Genomic DNA, 17,023 nt, shown 5'->3' on the forward strand with positions numbered 1-17,023 from the left:
TAACTCACTTTAAACTAATAGAAAATGGATTCAAATACTAATACTGAAGAAAAAAAGCCTTCTTTTATAAAACGTTTGCAGAAGTTTTTTTATCAAACTAAAGATGTATACTCAACTTTAACTGATGAAAACTATAGACACAATAAACACCTTAACAAAACCATAGTTAACTTTAACTTTATTAATGATTATAAAACTGCTAAAGATTTTTTTTCTATTAATCTAGCTACTAAAAGAGGTGTTACTCCAGAACTAAAAACTATCTATCAGAAATACAAAACGAAAGAATTATATCTTAATAAAAACGAAAAAATAACACCTTTAGGTCATATTAAATTTAAATCCAATTCAAATTCAGTTCGTCTAATTAATTTTGGTATAACTAAAAACAATGCAATTAAAGTCTCTTATCAAAATATTGAAGGAGTTCCATTATGGTCTAAATTTAATCCTAAACAATTTAAAGACATCATAAAGCATATCCAACCTAAAGAAAATGAAATATTATCTATCGATAAAAACTTTTTTGATAAAGACTTAAATTCTTTAGATAAAGAAAAAATAAATGAATTAAATCAAAAATTTAATACTATAGTGATCAATAGCATTGAACAAAATCATTACCTTAAAAAAGATACTCTACTCTTAAATGAAAAGATTATTAATGAGCCTAAACAATATGAAGGAAGAATAATTAAATTACCTGGTTTTCAAAATGGTAAAGATGCTTATCATATTTTAAAAGAATCTAATGATAATCATGTAAGATTTATGACATTAAATAAGCCAAAAGGAATTAATGACCATATTTTACTAAATAAACAGGAGCTAAAAGATATTAATAAAGACCCAATAACTATTGTTAGTCAACTTAACAAGAACATTTACTTAGGGCAAAATTTAAATAATGAACGTCGTATAGGTGTTAAAGCTAATCAAGAAATTAAATGGATGAAAGATGATGAATTTCTAAAAGAAAAAACAATTAGTAACGATTATAAAAAAGATATAATTAAAACCATCCAAAACAGAAATTTTTTAGATGAGAGGACTTTAAAAGTATATGATAATATTATTGTCAAACAAAAGTATGGAACAGGTGAATTATATGCAGCACAAAAAAATGATCCATCTTCTAAGTTTATTCCTATTACAAATAAAGAATTAGATGCTATCAAATCAGGAATAGCAAAACGTCAAGATAACACCATCATTTTAGATCCAAAAAAATCAAATAACAAATTACAATTATAACAATGCTATTTACATTTAACATTACAGAAGACAACATCACTTTGTTTGAAATCCCATTTATTATGGATAGTAAAACAGAAGTGATAGAAAGTTTTGAAAATATTTCACAAAATATAAGTGAAAATAATCCTGGAAAAAATACCAATGATTATGTTATTTCCTTTAAAATCGAAAATGAAGATTTTTTTAATAAAAATTTTACAACTTCTATTTTTAATATTCAGTTTATTAAAAATCAATTTATTAGTTTAATTGAAAATAAAAAAATAGAATATAGTTTAAGTCCTAAATTGATTAAAAGTTATGACAAATAAACTTCCAAAATTTATAGATTATCCTTTAAAAGAACTTCTAAGAGATATAGACTTAGTTGATTTTGCTGAAAAAGAGTTAGGATTTATTGAAACCGCTGGTAAAAATGCAAAAACAAAAAGATTAGAAAAAGATGGTATCGTTTTACTTGTGCATTACACAAATAGTGATGGTAGTCTAAGACCTTATTGCTTTTACCAAAATAAAAAAGGAACTGATAAAGGGAACTTAATCGACCTGGTTAAAAATTATTGCCATTTAGAAGATCCTAATCAAGAATTAAAATCTGTAGGCTACATCTTGAGTAAATTTATAAATCTTCCTGATAATAGTTTTGTCAAAGAAAATAAAGTTAAAGCTGAAAGTATAGCCAAAAAAACCGCTAAGCCTATTGTTCCAATAAATCTAAATCATCAAAATGTTTATCCATTTAAAAAACACGATTTTTTAATTTATAGAGGCTTAAATAAAGATACTATAAGTCATTTCCAAAATGCTATAGTTAATTATTCATTTTCAGGTATTAATATTAAAAATATTGCTTTTCCTTTATATTATAATAAAGAAGTTCAAGGTTTTTCAGTAAGATATAAAGCTAGTAATAAAATTAAAGAAGGTTATAAAAAACCAGACAAAGGACAAAAATTTCAAGGAAATTATTTAGGCGTTTGGTTATCTTCAACAAATTTTAAAAATTTTGATAAAATTGCCATAGGGGAAAATGAAATCGATTGTATGTCACATTTTCAATTGGATAAATTTAAAGCTTCTAAAACACTTTATTTATCCATCGGAGGTAATATGTATAAAAGGAAATTTGAAGCTTTAAATAACACTTTAGATTGGATTCAATCTGTTAATCCTAATTTGTCTTTTCATAAAGGTCATATTAAATCAATAACTGATAATGATACCCTTGGTGCTTATTATGATATTAGTATACCTATTAACTATTTTAATCATAAACATAATATTCAAATTCAATACAAAAAGTTTGATACTCCTAAAAATCATAATGATTCTAAATTTTACCGTTTAGATATACCTGATCATTTAGATTATAAAGATTTGGAGAAAAAAATTGATGCCTACAATAAAAGTATTGACCTTTTAAAAGAAGATAATAAATACTCGAAATATATTAGAAAAGAATCGCAAAATAAAACCCCTCAAAACATTAAACGATATCTAATTCCAAATACAAAAGAAGGTCACTCAACAATTTCAAAATTGTTTACTTCTACTTTCTTTAAAAATGAAATGATTTTAGATAAATCTAAATCTAAAGATTGGAATGATGATCTTAAATTAAATAACAAAAAAAAAAATAATTCATTAACACTATAAATTTAATTATTATGAATACAAACACTGAAATGAGTCCTTTTGAATTAACTCAAAATACAGCTTTAGGAAGAATGATTCACTCCTTTGCTAAAGAAACATATACTAATATGGTAGATTATCTTATAAAAACTGATTTATACTATCTTAATATTGGCCCTATTATAAAAGAGGCTATAGATGTTTATCACACTAAGCTTCATGAATTTGGTAATGGCATTCAGGCTAGAGATTATGCTTATGAACTTGCTATTAGTAGTGTTAAAGAACTATTTAAAAAAGTCTCTATAAGTATTATGAACACTCATGTAAGTAGCTAATTAATAATACTAGTCACTACAATTTCCTTAACTCACTCACTAAACATTTTTATTTCTTATGAAAAATCCTCACCTGGATGTTTTTATCCATGCTTTACACTCTACATTAAATCCTCAAGAAAAATTTAAACCTTCAATAAAAGGATTAGGCCTTAATAGAACTACTTTTTTAAATCTTGAAAAACTCTTTTCCGGTGAAATCAAAAATAAATCTGAAGTATCTCCAGATGAATATAAACTTGCTACTGCTTTAATTAATGTTTATAAACATTTTAACGGTAATAGCCTTAACGGTTTTAAACAAACCTATCATAATCTTAAATTAAGCACTTTAAACTCTTTTTTTACTCCTGATATTATTATTGAAAATTTAGTGAAACCCTTAGCAAGTGTTTTACCAAAACAAGCTATTAATGTTTTAGAACCTTCAGCTGGTGATGGACGGTTTATAAATTCAATTCAGTCTTTTTTACCAAAAAGCAATATTACAGCAATAGAAAAAGAATTTTTTACAGGACAAATACTAAAAAACAAATATCCTGGTATTAATACCATCATTGATGGATTTGAAAACCTTAAAGAATTAGATCATTATGATTTAACTATTTCTAATATTCCTTTCGGTGATCTAAATGTTTATGATAAGTCTTTAAATAACTCCAAACATTTATTTAAATCTAGAATTCATAATTACTTTTTTCTAAAAGCAATTAATGTGACTAAACCAGGAGGACTTATAGCTTTTATTACTTCAACAGGGTTTACTGATAGTCGTTCTTCATCTGAACTTAGAGAATATCTCTTGAAACGCTCTAATTTAATTTCAGCAATAAGACTTCATAATCAAACTTTTAAAAGTGAAGGCACACTTGTAACTTCAGATATTATTGTGCTTCAAAAAACAAATGCTTTAAAAAATGAGCTTTCCTATGATGAATCACTTTTTGTCAAAACTAATGAAATCACTATTAACGATCATAAGCATTATTTGAATGCCTACTTTGATGAAAATAGAGAACAACTCTCTGGACCTATTGAAGAGTATATTTTTCATAATGCTAAAAAATTAACGGTTACTGATGCCGATTTTCCTAATATTAACGATTTAGGTGAATTTATTAATCAGCAGCTCACTCAAAATATTAATGCTAATTTTTCTCATGCTTTAACTTTGAGTACTCCTAAAAAAACTAATTTAAAGACACCTGAAGATACAAATCAAAATAAAACTAAAACAGTTCCTTATCCTGGTATTATAGAAGGAGGATTATTTATAAAAAATAGTATTGTTTATGCTTATAATCCTAATGACGATGATGTAAAGCTTAATATTAAAGATATTCAAAAAGCCTACTCTTTAATAGAATTAAAGAAAAGTTATCTCAATTATTTTATCGCTAAAAAGAATAATCAAACCGATTTAAAAAAACTTAAAGATGACTTTGATTTTAATTACAGCACTTTTGAATTTCAATATGGCAAATTAAACGATAAAATAAATCTTGATCTCATTATTCAAGATAGTCAATCTGATTTATTATTAAGTCTAGAACAGCTCGAAAATAATACCTTTTCTAAAGTTGAACTTTCCAATGCTTCAAACTCTATTATTGAAAACAATACAGATAACAATTCTTTTAAAGTTAAAAGTATTGATGAAGCTATTATTTTATCACTAAATAAACATAATCGTATAGATTTAGATCTTATTGCTATGGCATTAGATAAACCATATGATGATTTTTTACCTAAAGCACTTCAAGATCATAAACTCTTTATTAATCCTATTTTAAATGCTGATACTACTTATTTAGGAAATGAAATTTCAGATGCTTCAACATTTAAATCTGGTTTTATAGAAAAAAAAATACAGCTCTTTTCTTCAGGACGTATCGATGGTGATTTTAGTGAGTTTTTTAATTATGAACTTCAGAACAGTTATATAGATGTTTTAAAGGATTTTATCCCTCAAAAATTATCAATCGATGAAATTAACCCTGAACTTGGAGAACCTTGGATTCCTACAGAATATTATCAACAATTTGCTTCTGAATTTTTTAAAACAGATGCCGTTATAAAACTTTCTGCACTTAGCAATTTATATCATATCAAATTACCTTATAATTCGGAAACTTTTAAAGAATATTATGTTTCAAAAAATAGAGGTAGTGTTACTGCAAAAGATATTTTGGATTATGCCATGCATGATAACACTCCTGATTTTAAAAAAACAGTTTTAAGACAAGGAAATGAAGTTAAAATAAGTGATGATAAAGTTAATAATCAAGTCGCTATACGAGTAGATGCTGTAAAATCTGCTTTTGTAGATTGGCTCTCAAATAACCAGGTTATTAAAAATGAACTCGAATCCATTTATCATTTAAATAATAACGCTTTTGTATCTAAAGTTTTTGATGGTAGTTATTTAGATTTTTCTCATATAAACACTTATACTCCTAATCCACACCAAATTAATGGTGCTGCTCATATTTTAGGAAATTTTGGAGGTGTTGTCGATCATAAAGTTGGTTTTGGTAAAACTTTAACTATTAGTTTAACCATTGATAAATTTTCTTCTACTGGTCTATCTAAAAAAAACTTGATCATTGGTATGAATGCTAATTATGTTAAGCTATACGAAGATATTAAATCCACTTTACCACATCTTAATGGCCTTTTATTACATAGTGACGATTTTGCGCCTTCTAAAAAACAAAATGCGCTTTTTAAAATAGCAAATACTAATTTCGATTTTATCGTTATTCCGCACTCTACTATTGATAAATTCCCTACTGAACCAGAAATTGAGTATCAAATTATAAAAGAAGAAAATCAAAACATTGCTAATGATTTAAAAGTTATTGAAGAAGAAGGCTTTAAAATAACCCCTAAAATGAGAGCTGGTCTTGTCAAAAAACAAGAGAATAATGAAATTCGTATGAAAACACTCTATGATATCATTAATGCTAAATCTCGCAAAGGTATTGTATCTTTTAATGATCTTGGTATTACTCATATTTTTGTTGATGAAAGTCACCAGTTTAAAAATCTTGCTTTTTCTACTAGACATACTAATTTATCTGGACTTGGAACTACTGCAGGTAATCAAAAAACATCAAAACTTTTAGTTTTTTGTAGAGCAATGCAAAAAAAATACAATGCTGATAAAGGTGTTACTTTTCTATCTGCTACAATTTTATCTAATTCTCTTGCTGAACTGTATTTGCTTTTTAAATACTTAACGCCTAAAAAACTCAAACAACTTAATATCTCTAGTTTTGATCAATGGGCTAGGACTTATGCCAGAAAAGATGTTAAATTCGAACAGAACTTAATTGGTATTGTTAAGAAAAAAGAACGCCTCCGTTTCTTTGTAAAGGTTCCTGAACTTGCAAAACAATATACTCATATTGCTCATGTTGCAGATGAACGTGTCTTTTCTATTGATAAACCTAATTTGAATACTATTTTTATGGAATTAGAGTCTTATCCTGAATTAAATAATTACATGAAGGATTTACAGGATTTTATGAATAATGGTAATCCTGCTTTACTTCATGCTGGTAAGCATTATACAGAAGATCAATTACAGGCTATTGGTCTTATCGCTACTAATTACGGAAGAAAAGCTGCTTTAGATTTAAGACTTGTAAATTCAAGCCTTTTTGATTTTCACCCTAACAATAAAATTAATCAGGTTGCACAAAATATTTTCAAGGTTTATAATGATTCTAAAAACTTTAACGGTACCCAGTTTGTTTTTTGTGACTTTTCCACTCCTAAAGCTAATACCTTTAATGCTTATGATGAAATTAAATCAATATTGATTAATAAAGGTATTCCTGAAACTCAAATTGCTTTTATTCATGATGCTAATACCTCTGTTAAAAAGAAAGATAAAATCTTAACAGACTTTAATGCCGGTAAATTAAGAATCCTTTTTGGTTCTACTCAAAAATTAGGTACTGGTGTTAATGCTCAACAAAACTGTATTGCTATGCATCATGTAGATATGGCTTGGCGCCCATCTGATTATGATCAACGTAACGGACGTGGTGAACGTCAAGGCAATTATGTTGCTAAAACGTTTAATAATAATCAAGTTGATAATTATATATACGGCACTAAAGGAACTACCGATGCTGGTATTTTTAGCCTTATTGCTACTAAAGCTTTTTTTATTAAACAAATTAAAGATGCTTCTATTACCACACGTACTATTGATGAAGGTATTATTGATGCTAATGGTAATATTGATGCTCAAGATCTAGGAATGCTAATTTCTAATGATTCTGATTTTATAGAAAAATCTAAATTAGAAAAAGACCTCAATCTTTTAGAACAAAAACACAAAGCATTTTCTTTAAAGATTTCAAATGCTAAAGTGAGTCTTGAATGGGAAAAACAGGATCTTGATAAACAAATTAAAACCCTCGATAAAGTTAATAAAGAAGCTGCTGCTGCTAAAGATTTTAAATTTACAGATAATCAGTTTAATCCTGGTTTTAATGTTACTTTGAAAGGACAATCTCTATCAGCTACCTCTTATAAATCTTTCGGTGAATTACTCCATCAAAAACTAGAGTCTATTGTTGTTTCTAAAAAGTATGATGAACCTCTAGCCGTATCTACAGATGGAAATTTTAAACTTGTTATTGCTGCTGTTGGACGTTCTATTCCTATTTCTCTTAATGAATATAAAATTTTTGTAGAAGGTCCTTATGGACTCAAATATTCCCATGGTAGAAATATGCTTGTAAAAGATAGAGTAGAGGCAGGGAAGTATTTTAAAAATGCAATTTCTAAAGTCTTTGACTTACCAAAAGCTATTGAGCAAAAAATTAATAATATTAATCATTCTATAACTAGCTATTCTAAAATACTTAATGATCAAAATCCTTATATTAAAGATATTAATTCTATTAAATCTAAAATTAAATCTATTGAAGATAAAATTGATAAAGAAAATAATAAAGATAATGACAAAGATAAAGAGAAAGAAAAAGATCATTCTAATGGTATTGATATTTAATTGGAAAATGCACAACTGCACCAGGCTATCTATTTAATCTTTTAATGTTATTAAAAGGATATCATTTCTATCCTTTTTTCATTGCAAACCACTCTGAAATGAGTGGTTTTTTATTTTAAGGGAAAGAAGAAGTTTTTTGTGATTTTTTTAATTATACTTTGATACTTTTTTCTAATTACTCTAAGTATTGATTAAATTTAAGTGTTGTTAAATATTTTAAAATCAATACTTATGAAAACTAATTTCTTTTCTGAATTAGCTAGGCTTGGTATATCTAATTGTAATATGTCTTTTTTACTTCATAAAGACAATTCTATGACTGTAAGCCTTAAAGTTAATCACTCCGCAGAGGATAATGCCCTTAATGTTATTCCTCCTCTTACTTTTACTTACCCTATAAATGAACTTGATGATGGTTTTTTTGATGCCATTAATCAGCCTATTAAAAACTCTGTTTCTCTTAATGATAATATTGAAGCCTTTGAAATTGCAACTAAAGAGGCGCAAGAAAAGTCTAAAATCGCTAAAGCTGAAAAAGAGAAAAAAGATAAAATCGCTAAAAAAGCTAAAGACACCTTTGATAAGGTTAAAGAATTAATTGCAAGCGAGGAATTTAATTTTAACGATGCTAAAGCAGTCACTAAGGCTCTTAATGATTTGCAAAGTATTAAATCTACCTACCCAAATTCGCAAGAAGTTATCCTGCTTATAAATGATATTAAATCAAAACAATCACAAGTTGATTTGTTTGCTTCCGATAGTAATACTCTTGATGCGTTTAACCTTGATAATCAAAACTCTTAAATTATGGCTCTTACTCCAACTGTTTTAAATCGTAAGTTCTCTTTTACTTCTAATGGACAAAAGATTGAACTTGCAGATATTCCTAATACAACTCCTAATCAAGTCCTTGAATTTTATAGTGGAGCTTATCCCGAACTCACTAACGGAACTGCTACCTATAAAGGTATTGAAAATGATAGCGAAATTTACGAACTAACCACCGTTATTGGTGTTAAAGGTTAATGTTATGGGAAGATATTATTGTGTTGCTCTTAAAAATAAATCTGAAAAAAATATTAAACGTGTTAATGATATTTTACAAAATGAGTTTGATGCTAAGTTTACCACTTTTGATGATGGCGCTGTTCAACCTATATTTTGCTCAAAAGCTTTTATTCGTGCTGAATTTCTTTATGTTAAACAGCATCCTAATTACCTTAAAAACTTTTCTCATTTTAACATACCTCAAGATAAATTAACGCTTGATAACTATACTCATATTGTTAGATGGGCTTATCGTGTTGGTTTTTCTGATAGGTTTAAAATTAATGCTATTTCTAAAGATAATGCGCTTCAAGTCTACGCTCTTGCTCAAATAGTTGATAGTAATGAGTATAATGACCTTTTTATTAAAAAAGGGGATGGCGTTAATTATGAACCTTTAACTGTCGTTAAAAACTATATAAAACATCTTTTGTAATGAGTTCTCTTGAAAATCAATTTAAATCTATTAAAGGATGCCACAAACACTCACAAAACAATCAACAGTTAGAAGAACTCAAAGCGTTTCATCTAACCCTCTACAATATCCTTATCGAAGAACAAGACAACCTCTTGAACTCCAATGCCAAACAAAAACCAATACTGAACTGCAATATGGGTGCATTGATTATTCTCCAATAATTAATAATGTAGTTTCTAATGCACTTACTTTTTTTAATTCTAATGAGGATGCTTTTAATTGTATAGAGATTATTTTTAATTGTTTTCCTGAATTTAAATCTTTACCAGTAGTCAATGAAAATAGATTAGAACTTGTTGTTCGTAACTTATTTAATGCTCTTAATACTAATTTTCCTTTTTCTAATTGCTATTGGTTTTCTGAGCATAAAACACTTAAACTTTTTAATACTATTTATTGTAACGACTTAGTGTACTCTATTTACTTAAAACCTATTGTTACTCAACATCAAAAATTTAGAAAAGAACTTTTACATCTTATTCTTGGCTTTATTAAAGCAATGAATTGTACCTCATTTTTAGATGATAATGATTGGACAAGCTCGTCTTTTTTTGAAATGCACGAAGAATGTGAACAAGATATTCAAGACTTTATCGATGCTAAATCTTTTATTAAAAACTTTAAATGTGATGCCTTTGACCTCGCTATTAATGTTTTTAACCCTATTAATGATACTGAAAAGCAACTTGCAGAAATTATGAGGGAACTTATAAGACTTAATCGTTTTGATTTTAGTCAATTCGTACATTATAGAAACCTTGATGATTGCGATGATTATAACTGTCAAGATAGTATTACTGCAGATAATCTTCAAGCTATTGAATATAGTGTTATTTTTTCTTATCAAGAAGATGATTATTATACAAATTGGATTTTATCTTATGTCAATGACCTTATGAATAATTCCGCTATGGATAATCATTTATATGATTTTATAACACTTTCTGATAATGGCATTTTTAGAGCAAATAACGATGCTATTTTATATAGAGAATATCTAGACTTAACTCAAACATTTAACGATTATATAACTTCTTTATTATGCTAAATGAACGACCTATTGATATTGATTTAATTGATATGAAACCCCAATTTACTATAACGGGATATTCTTCAAATTCTAATTTTAATACATCCTACTTTTTAGAGTTCCGATCTGTTTTGGAAAATGGAACACTATCTGAAGGTAAACCACTTTATAAAGATACTCTTAAAAACATTGTTCAATATTTTGAAGTTGAAACTCAAACGTGGACTTCTAAAGGTGTTTTTCCTAAAAATATTATCGCTCTTAATATGAATGAAAAAAGTGTTATTTGGTCGTTTAATCGTTCTGAAATGTACTTACATTTTAAAGATGATACTTCAATTAAAAGTGGGTTGTATCATTTACCTAAATTAATATTTAAACTTTCAAATCATAAACTTTCTGTCTTTGCTGTTAAACATTTTGGTAAACATGCAAAACTATATTATGCACCATTTTTTAATGTTTATGATAGCTGTGATGTTTGTATGGGTAACGCTAATCTTGAATTTAATTCTTTTGACATCTCTGATATTATTAAAACCACTGAAATCACTTTTTTTAAAAGCCTTTTTACACATTCAAACCACGAAAACTTATTTAATAATTCCCTTTCTCATAAAGAAAACCATAAGCGTTGGCTAAATTCTAATCAACCCTTTGACAATAATCTTCTTTTTCCCTTAAAATCAAATCAATCTATTTTATCACTCTCACAATCAATCTAATTATGACAACTACTTATTTTAATACGCCTGCATATTTTATTAATGGACAACATAGAATTACTGTTTCTTTATTTGGAGTAGGAGGAACAGGCTCTCTTTTGCTTACTAAACTTGCTAAACTTAATGCGTGTTTAGTCGCTTTAAACCATCCAGGACTTTTTGTGAAAGGTTTTGACTTTGATACCGTAGAACAAGCAAACGTGCTTAGACAAGGTTTTTTTATGGCTGATGTTGGAAAGCATAAAGCTAAACGCCTTATTTCTAAAATTAATCTGTGCTACCATACGGATTGGAAAGCATATGATTTTAAATTTGAATATCCACAACAGATTTTTAAAGATAAAGACAGCTGTGATATACTATCAAGTAATATTATTATCTCTTGTTTAGATACTCTTAAACCTCGAAAGGAACTTGCTGTATTTACAGACTTACTAAAGGCTTCAAATAGACATTTTAATGATACGGTTAAACCTTATTTTTGGTTAGACTGCGGTAATACTAGAACTGCTGGTCAGTGTATTTTGTCTACTATTAAAACCGATGGCAAAGCTATTTTGCCTAACCTTTTTGAACGTTTTGGAAATATTGACGATATGGAAACAGAAACCTTACAAGGTGCTGGTTGCTCAATAGCTGATAAGCTGATGGAACAAGACCTTTTTGTTAATGATAGTATTGCGCTTTTTGCTTCCAATCTTATTTGGAAACTTTTTAAAGATAAACGTATTGCCCATCAAGGCGCTTTTATTAATCTTGATACTTTTAAAGCTAATCCTATTAGAATTTAAAATATCTCTTGGCGGTGCTATCTTGCGCCGCCTTTCTGCTTTTGGCAGAAAGGCAAATGAAGCGGTAAATTTTTGTCATGGTTTTTGTGTCAAAAATCCACGCCAAAAATATTGTTTATTATTTAACTCTGTTAAAGGGTTTACCTCGCATAGACTGTCTTAAAAATTTAATTTCACCCTTTTATAAAGACCTTATTAAATTTTTAAAACAGACTATTGCTTCCCCTGGTAAAACATACCGCACTTTTATTTTTGGATAATTGGTCCAAAAATAAAAGTGCGGTATAATTTACCTTTTTCCTTGGCTTGTTTTTGTCATGGTTTTTGTATCAAAAACTCACGCCAAAAACGACTTACTCAGATGAAAAATATTTTAAGGGAAAAAGAAAGTTTGAGGTTACTTTTTTATTGATATACCTGTGTTTTTCTATGCTTTACCTTGATTATTTCTTAAATTTAAGTGTTGTTAAATAATTTAAAAATCAATACTTATGAATACTAAAAATGTACTTTTAGCTGAAGAATTTACTGCTCATTTAAAATTGGATCACTCCAATAAAAAATCATTTGAGAGTATACGTGTCGTTAATGAAAAAAATTATAGAATAGTTACTCTTAAAAATTCTCGTGGTGCTATTTATTCTTTCGCTTCAGATTTTGAACTTAATCCTGATGGCTCTCAAACTTATCATAATTTAATGAAAGAAGTTTTTAAAAAAAACCATGGTAATTTTAGAGCTACTGCACAAAAATTGCGTGAATGCCATTTTGAAGCCTTGAGTTTATTTGAGGAAAAAAGCAAAGAGTTTAATCCACCTCTTAAATATAATATTGGAGATTGTTTCTTTTTTGAAGGTTATGGTTCTACTAAAGGTGATCCTGGTAACCTTTTTGTAATTTATGAATTAAATGGAAACGCTGTTAAAGCAATTAAAATTGATACTCAAGAAATTATTAATGTGGACCATTTGACAGATTACAATGAAAAATTTGGTATTGGTTACTATATGGAAAGAAATTGTAAAACTATTTTTGATTTAGGTTTCTCTGAAAATGAGTTTAACTCTCTTATTATTGATGCTGTTGAAAAGAAGAATAATTATGATAATTCTATCAATGCAGCATCTGATCAAACAGAGGATCCTGCTGAAGTTTTTAAAAATGCTTTTGATTCTTTATCTGAAGATGAACAAGTAGAGGAGAAGCTACCAGAAGTAAATATTGTTGATTATTCTGAAAAAGCATTTGCGGTTATTGGTGATACTAAACCTATTAAAGAAGATTTGAAGGCTTTAGGTGGTCGTTGGAATAATAGACTTACTTGTGGTCCTGGATGGATCTTCTCTAAAAAGAAAATGAATGAAGTGAAATCCTTCTTAAAGGCTCAATAAGATGAAAGAATATATTTATAAAAGCAAGAGTTCTAGTGCCTGGGAAGGTGCTAAAGCTCTTTTGCTTAATGAAGTGAAAAATCTAGGTGGCGATGTTATAGCTGCAGGTAAAGAAATTACTATTCTAAATAAATCTGAAAAACGTATGTTTCAAGGCATGAACCTTAATGCTTATAAATTTGATATTGCTGCAGGTGAAACTATTATTTATGGCGTGCATTGTTCTAATTTAAGACTTATAAAAGATGGCCACTGATTTTAATTTTAAACCTCAAGCTTTTTATAGAATTATAGAAGTTAGAGAAAAACTTGGAAAGCCTATCATTGAACGTATGGTATGGAGTAATATGAGGTTTGATACAGTAGTGAAATGGGAGTGGTATTTTAAATATAGAGCTGCTTTACTGCAGATAAAATATCCTCGTTATAAAGTGGACTTAATTATGGGTAGTAAAGATCCTGTTGGACTAACTAAAGCACAGTTAGATCTGAAAGTGAAAAACAATAGAATTAAAACCTGCAGGAGAATGATAACTAAGTTTAAAAATGCTATCCAATCTTATGAAGAAGAGCAGAAAACTTTAATAATACCTTATTTTGACAATCCAAAATATTTGAAACTAAAAGACAAGTTAGAAACTTATCAATCTGAATTAAATCAACTACTTACCTCTCAATAAATTGAATATAAAAATTGTAAAAAATGAAAAATTTAAATTTAAAAATAACTATATTTGAATACTGCAGTATTGATTTTCGCAGTATTTAACAACAACCGAGGGCTTAATGTATTTTAAGTCCTTTTTTTGTATATTTGATATTCCTTAACTCACTTAAAATTATTTAAAATGCCTGCAACATCGATGATCGTAAAAAAAGAATTTCCTAATTTACCACCAACAGATACTATTAGATTTTCTCAAGAGTTTGTTCACACGTTCTTTTTTGATGATGAAAAAAAAATGATAGACGTTCCCATGGATGCTATTCGTATTATTTTTAAAATAGCTTCTGACTTAAGAAATTCTCAATACCAGGATAAAAACACATACCAACTTAATCTTTTTGATAAAGAGTTTTTAAACGAAAACAACACGTTTGCTACTTTTAATTTTTCTCTCTCTGAAGTGTCTTTGAATAGAAATACATCCAGAGTTAAAGATGCACTTCAATTTTTAGTAGAGTACAAAAAAGGTTGGTATAAATCAAAAAACCAAGACGGTAAGACTGTAAGTTCTTATGGAGGACTAATTTCTTCACCTTCTTACACTAAAGGAAGAACTACATTTTTAGTTTCTTCTTACTGGCTTAAAAAATTAGCATATTTACCAAAATATAACAATACCTTTTTTAAATTAGTATTTAACGTTTCTAATAATAAACATATCTTATTTCATTTTTGGTTAATTACTATTCCTGATTATGGTACTCAAGTTAATTTTGAGACGTTTAATACACGATATAATTTAAATTATAAAGATGCTAAGAGCTTAACAAAAGGTTTTTTAAAACCGATTAAAAAAACTCTAGACCAATACTCATTCAAGTCTTTTAATTATTCTTATAAGAAAGATTCTATAAATATTGTTCCTTATGTTGTCACTAGCTTAGATAACGTAAAACCTGAAACTAAAAAAACTTTAAATATTAGTCAAAAACTTCATTATTGGAAACTAAGACATAAATTAAGTGATAAACACATTACTACTCTTAAAACTCTTTTTAATAATGATGGTAGTGCTATTTATTTACTTAATGATGCTTATAAACTCTTTACAGCTGCATGTAGAAAAGTTGGTAAAAAAACAACGTCTTTTACTTCAGATCAGTTTATGAAAGAATTTCAAACTCATATTATTGAACATTACAAAACAACAAAGGCTTTTCAATTAATGAAAAATGGATATCCTAAGATTGTTTAATTCGTAATTACACTACCCTAAATTCGTAATTACACTACCCTGATGCACTTTTTTACTAAAATATGGTCTATAAAATGGTACTTATTCGTAATTACACTACCCTTTCCTTTTTTCATTCGTAATTACACTACCCTGAAATACAATTTTATGAAATCATTCGTAATTACACACCCTTTGAATTCGTAATTACACTACTCTAAATTCGTAATTACACTACCCTGAATTCGTAATTACACACCCTTTTGATTCGTAATTACACACCCCTTAAAAGTAGCAAAAACCCTTTGTTTATGTGACTTTTAAGAGTTCTTAAAAATATTAAATATATAATATCTAAATTATTAATATAAATATAAAAGAAATATTACCGTCCAACTACGGAGTAAAACGTTTTATTTAAAGGGAAAAAGAAAGTCGATTTTCAAACTGGTTATAATTCGTAATTACACACCCTTTTTTGTAAATACACCTTGTAATACTTATCATTAGCTCAATTTCTATTCGCGAAAAATACACTAAGTTTTGCCACTTATTTAAATTTCTTCTCTCTAAAATTTTCTCTAATTTCAAAGATTTTCTTTTTCCCTTGAAATGATTTCGTAATTACACTACCCTAAATATTACAGGTTTTTCTGCAGATAATATGTTTTTGAATCTTTAACTATAGTTAATGCTGATCTATCTTTGAAGTTTTTATAGAATCCCCAGTATGTTATATCAATGATACCTAAAGCCTTTAATTGCTTATAAAACGCCTCTAAATTAGTATCAACAACAATAACTTTGTTATTGATACAACAGGTATATATTTGATTAATTCGCTTGTCCATGGACAGCGAAAATAGTGTTATTTTAAGGGAAAGGAAAAGTTAAATATTAAATTCTCTTTTTTTTATTCTGTTTTGTTTGTTTGGTACATTATTTGTACATATATTGTACTAATAATTAAAATTTTATTGTTATGACACATCAATTTTTAAACCTAGAAGAGATTATAAGACAAGATCATTTCGTTATTATGATGGTATTGATGTTGTTTTTTGTTAGAAGATTAAAAAGATTATCTGGTCTACCAACGTTATTTGTTGTAATTGGATTAGCTTTTATTCCTTTTATGAGAATAATGATACCATACATATGCTTTCTAGAAGCTTTTTTAATAGTATATACTGTTCTTAAAAGACTAAGGGTAGTATAGTTTAGTGAGTTAGTTAAAAAGCCTGCAAATAGCGGGCTTTTTTTATTTACACTATTGTTATTTTTATAAAGAAGAAAAGAGGCCCGAAAGCCTCTTTTGAAGTGAGTAGTCCCCAACGTAATTGCCTACTGAATTACACTAATCACTTTTTTTCGTTTTTTTAGAAATTTTGAAATGAA

At 27.6% G+C, this 17,023-nt stretch carries 15 protein-coding genes; all 15 read left to right on the forward strand.

All coding sequences use genetic code 11. The features are described from left to right. The first annotated feature begins 24 nt into the window (after positions 1–24). The 15 genes from FHS04_RS13840 to FHS04_RS13910 all read left to right on the forward strand — a co-directional run bounded on the left by FHS04_RS13840 (position 25) and on the right by FHS04_RS13910 (position 15,646). Entirely contained in the window at positions 25–1,254 is a 1,230-nt protein-coding gene (locus FHS04_RS13840; protein WP_106676263.1) for a hypothetical protein, read from the forward strand. 62 nt (positions 1,255–1,316) lie between these two features. Continuing rightward, positions 1,317–1,568, forward strand: a complete 252-nt coding sequence (locus FHS04_RS13845; protein ID WP_181256093.1) for a hypothetical protein — start codon at positions 1,317–1,319, stop codon at positions 1,566–1,568. Next, positions 1,558–2,913, forward strand: a complete 1,356-nt coding sequence (locus FHS04_RS13850) for a hypothetical protein (protein WP_106676268.1) — start codon at positions 1,558–1,560, stop codon at positions 2,911–2,913. Before FHS04_RS13845 ends, FHS04_RS13850 begins: the two co-directional genes overlap by 11 nt. 11 nt (positions 2,914–2,924) lie before the next feature. Then, positions 2,925–3,230 (forward strand): hypothetical protein, encoded by a 306-nt coding sequence (locus FHS04_RS13855; RefSeq protein WP_106676272.1) that lies wholly within the window; start codon positions 2,925–2,927, stop codon positions 3,228–3,230. 58 nt (positions 3,231–3,288) lie between these two features. After that, positions 3,289–8,262, forward strand: coding sequence for a helicase-related protein (locus FHS04_RS13860; protein WP_106676274.1), 4,974 nt, complete (start codon positions 3,289–3,291; stop codon positions 8,260–8,262). 231 nt (positions 8,263–8,493) lie between these two features. Then, a complete protein-coding gene (locus FHS04_RS13865; protein ID WP_106676277.1) occupies positions 8,494–9,066 on the forward strand; it encodes a hypothetical protein in 573 nt (190 codons plus the stop codon). Positions 9,067–9,069: 3 nt separating this feature from the next. Next, a complete protein-coding gene (locus FHS04_RS13870; RefSeq protein WP_106676280.1) occupies positions 9,070–9,288 on the forward strand; it encodes a PRTRC system protein C in 219 nt (72 codons plus the stop codon). Positions 9,289–9,292: 4 nt separating this feature from the next. Continuing rightward, complete coding sequence (locus FHS04_RS13875; protein ID WP_146131280.1) at positions 9,293–9,745, forward strand: hypothetical protein; 453 nt, start codon at positions 9,293–9,295, stop codon at positions 9,743–9,745. A gap of 37 nt (positions 9,746–9,782) precedes the next feature. Next, complete coding sequence (locus FHS04_RS13880) at positions 9,783–10,835, forward strand: hypothetical protein (protein ID WP_106676284.1); 1,053 nt, start codon at positions 9,783–9,785, stop codon at positions 10,833–10,835. Next, positions 10,829–11,542 (forward strand): hypothetical protein, encoded by a 714-nt coding sequence (locus FHS04_RS13885; protein WP_106676286.1) that lies wholly within the window; start codon positions 10,829–10,831, stop codon positions 11,540–11,542. Before FHS04_RS13880 ends, FHS04_RS13885 begins: the two co-directional genes overlap by 7 nt. A 2-nt stretch (positions 11,543–11,544) precedes the next feature. Then, positions 11,545–12,333 carry a PRTRC system ThiF family protein gene (locus FHS04_RS13890; protein WP_106676288.1) on the forward strand — a complete coding sequence of 263 codons (789 nt, stop codon included), beginning with the start codon at positions 11,545–11,547 and terminating at the stop codon, positions 12,331–12,333. A 491-nt stretch (positions 12,334–12,824) separates the two neighbouring features. After that, positions 12,825–13,724, forward strand: a complete 900-nt coding sequence (locus FHS04_RS13895; RefSeq protein WP_106676290.1) for a hypothetical protein — start codon at positions 12,825–12,827, stop codon at positions 13,722–13,724. A gap of 1 nt (position 13,725) precedes the next feature. Then, positions 13,726–13,980: a hypothetical protein gene (locus FHS04_RS13900; RefSeq protein ID WP_106676292.1), complete on the forward strand. Its 255-nt coding sequence runs from the start codon at positions 13,726–13,728 to the stop codon at positions 13,978–13,980. Then, the gene (locus tag FHS04_RS13905) at positions 13,970–14,404 is read left to right on the forward strand and encodes a hypothetical protein (protein WP_106676295.1); all 435 of its coding nucleotides are present in this window, start codon (positions 13,970–13,972) and stop codon (positions 14,402–14,404) included. The genes FHS04_RS13900 and FHS04_RS13905 overlap by 11 nt, the downstream gene beginning before the upstream one ends. Before the next feature lie 168 nt (positions 14,405–14,572). Then, entirely contained in the window at positions 14,573–15,646 is a 1,074-nt protein-coding gene (locus tag FHS04_RS13910; RefSeq protein ID WP_106676297.1) for a hypothetical protein, read from the forward strand. Positions 15,647–17,023: the final 1,377 nt, after the last annotated feature.

It is taken from the genome of Mesoflavibacter zeaxanthinifaciens subsp. sabulilitoris, assembly GCF_014191595.1.
In the GTDB taxonomy this organism is placed as follows: domain Bacteria; phylum Bacteroidota; class Bacteroidia; order Flavobacteriales; family Flavobacteriaceae; genus Mesoflavibacter; species Mesoflavibacter zeaxanthinifaciens.

Excerpts from the sequence above, each read along its gene's own strand:
- FHS04_RS13850 (WP_106676268.1), top strand. The coding sequence starts at position 1,558 with ATGACAAATAAACTTCCAAAATTTATAGATTATCCTTTAAAAGAACTT.
- FHS04_RS13865 (WP_106676277.1), top strand. The coding sequence starts at position 8,494 with ATGAAAACTAATTTCTTTTCTGAATTAGCTAGGCTTGGTATATCTAAT.
- FHS04_RS13845 (WP_181256093.1), top strand. The coding sequence starts at position 1,317 with ATGGATAGTAAAACAGAAGTGATAGAAAGTTTTGAAAATATTTCACAA.
- FHS04_RS13895 (WP_106676290.1), top strand. The coding sequence starts at position 12,825 with ATGAATACTAAAAATGTACTTTTAGCTGAAGAATTTACTGCTCATTTA.
- FHS04_RS13855 (WP_106676272.1), top strand. The coding sequence starts at position 2,925 with ATGAATACAAACACTGAAATGAGTCCTTTTGAATTAACTCAAAATACA.
- FHS04_RS13880 (WP_106676284.1), top strand. The coding sequence starts at position 9,783 with ATGCCACAAACACTCACAAAACAATCAACAGTTAGAAGAACTCAAAGC.
- FHS04_RS13875 (WP_146131280.1), top strand. The coding sequence starts at position 9,293 with ATGGGAAGATATTATTGTGTTGCTCTTAAAAATAAATCTGAAAAAAAT.
- FHS04_RS13910 (WP_106676297.1), top strand. The coding sequence starts at position 14,573 with ATGCCTGCAACATCGATGATCGTAAAAAAAGAATTTCCTAATTTACCA.
- FHS04_RS13900 (WP_106676292.1), top strand. The coding sequence starts at position 13,726 with ATGAAAGAATATATTTATAAAAGCAAGAGTTCTAGTGCCTGGGAAGGT.
- FHS04_RS13860 (WP_106676274.1), top strand. The coding sequence starts at position 3,289 with ATGAAAAATCCTCACCTGGATGTTTTTATCCATGCTTTACACTCTACA.
- FHS04_RS13840 (WP_106676263.1), top strand. The coding sequence starts at position 25 with ATGGATTCAAATACTAATACTGAAGAAAAAAAGCCTTCTTTTATAAAA.
- FHS04_RS13905 (WP_106676295.1), top strand. The coding sequence starts at position 13,970 with ATGGCCACTGATTTTAATTTTAAACCTCAAGCTTTTTATAGAATTATA.
- FHS04_RS13885 (WP_106676286.1), top strand. The coding sequence starts at position 10,829 with ATGCTAAATGAACGACCTATTGATATTGATTTAATTGATATGAAACCC.
- FHS04_RS13890 (WP_106676288.1), top strand. The coding sequence starts at position 11,545 with ATGACAACTACTTATTTTAATACGCCTGCATATTTTATTAATGGACAA.
- FHS04_RS13870 (WP_106676280.1), top strand. The coding sequence starts at position 9,070 with ATGGCTCTTACTCCAACTGTTTTAAATCGTAAGTTCTCTTTTACTTCT.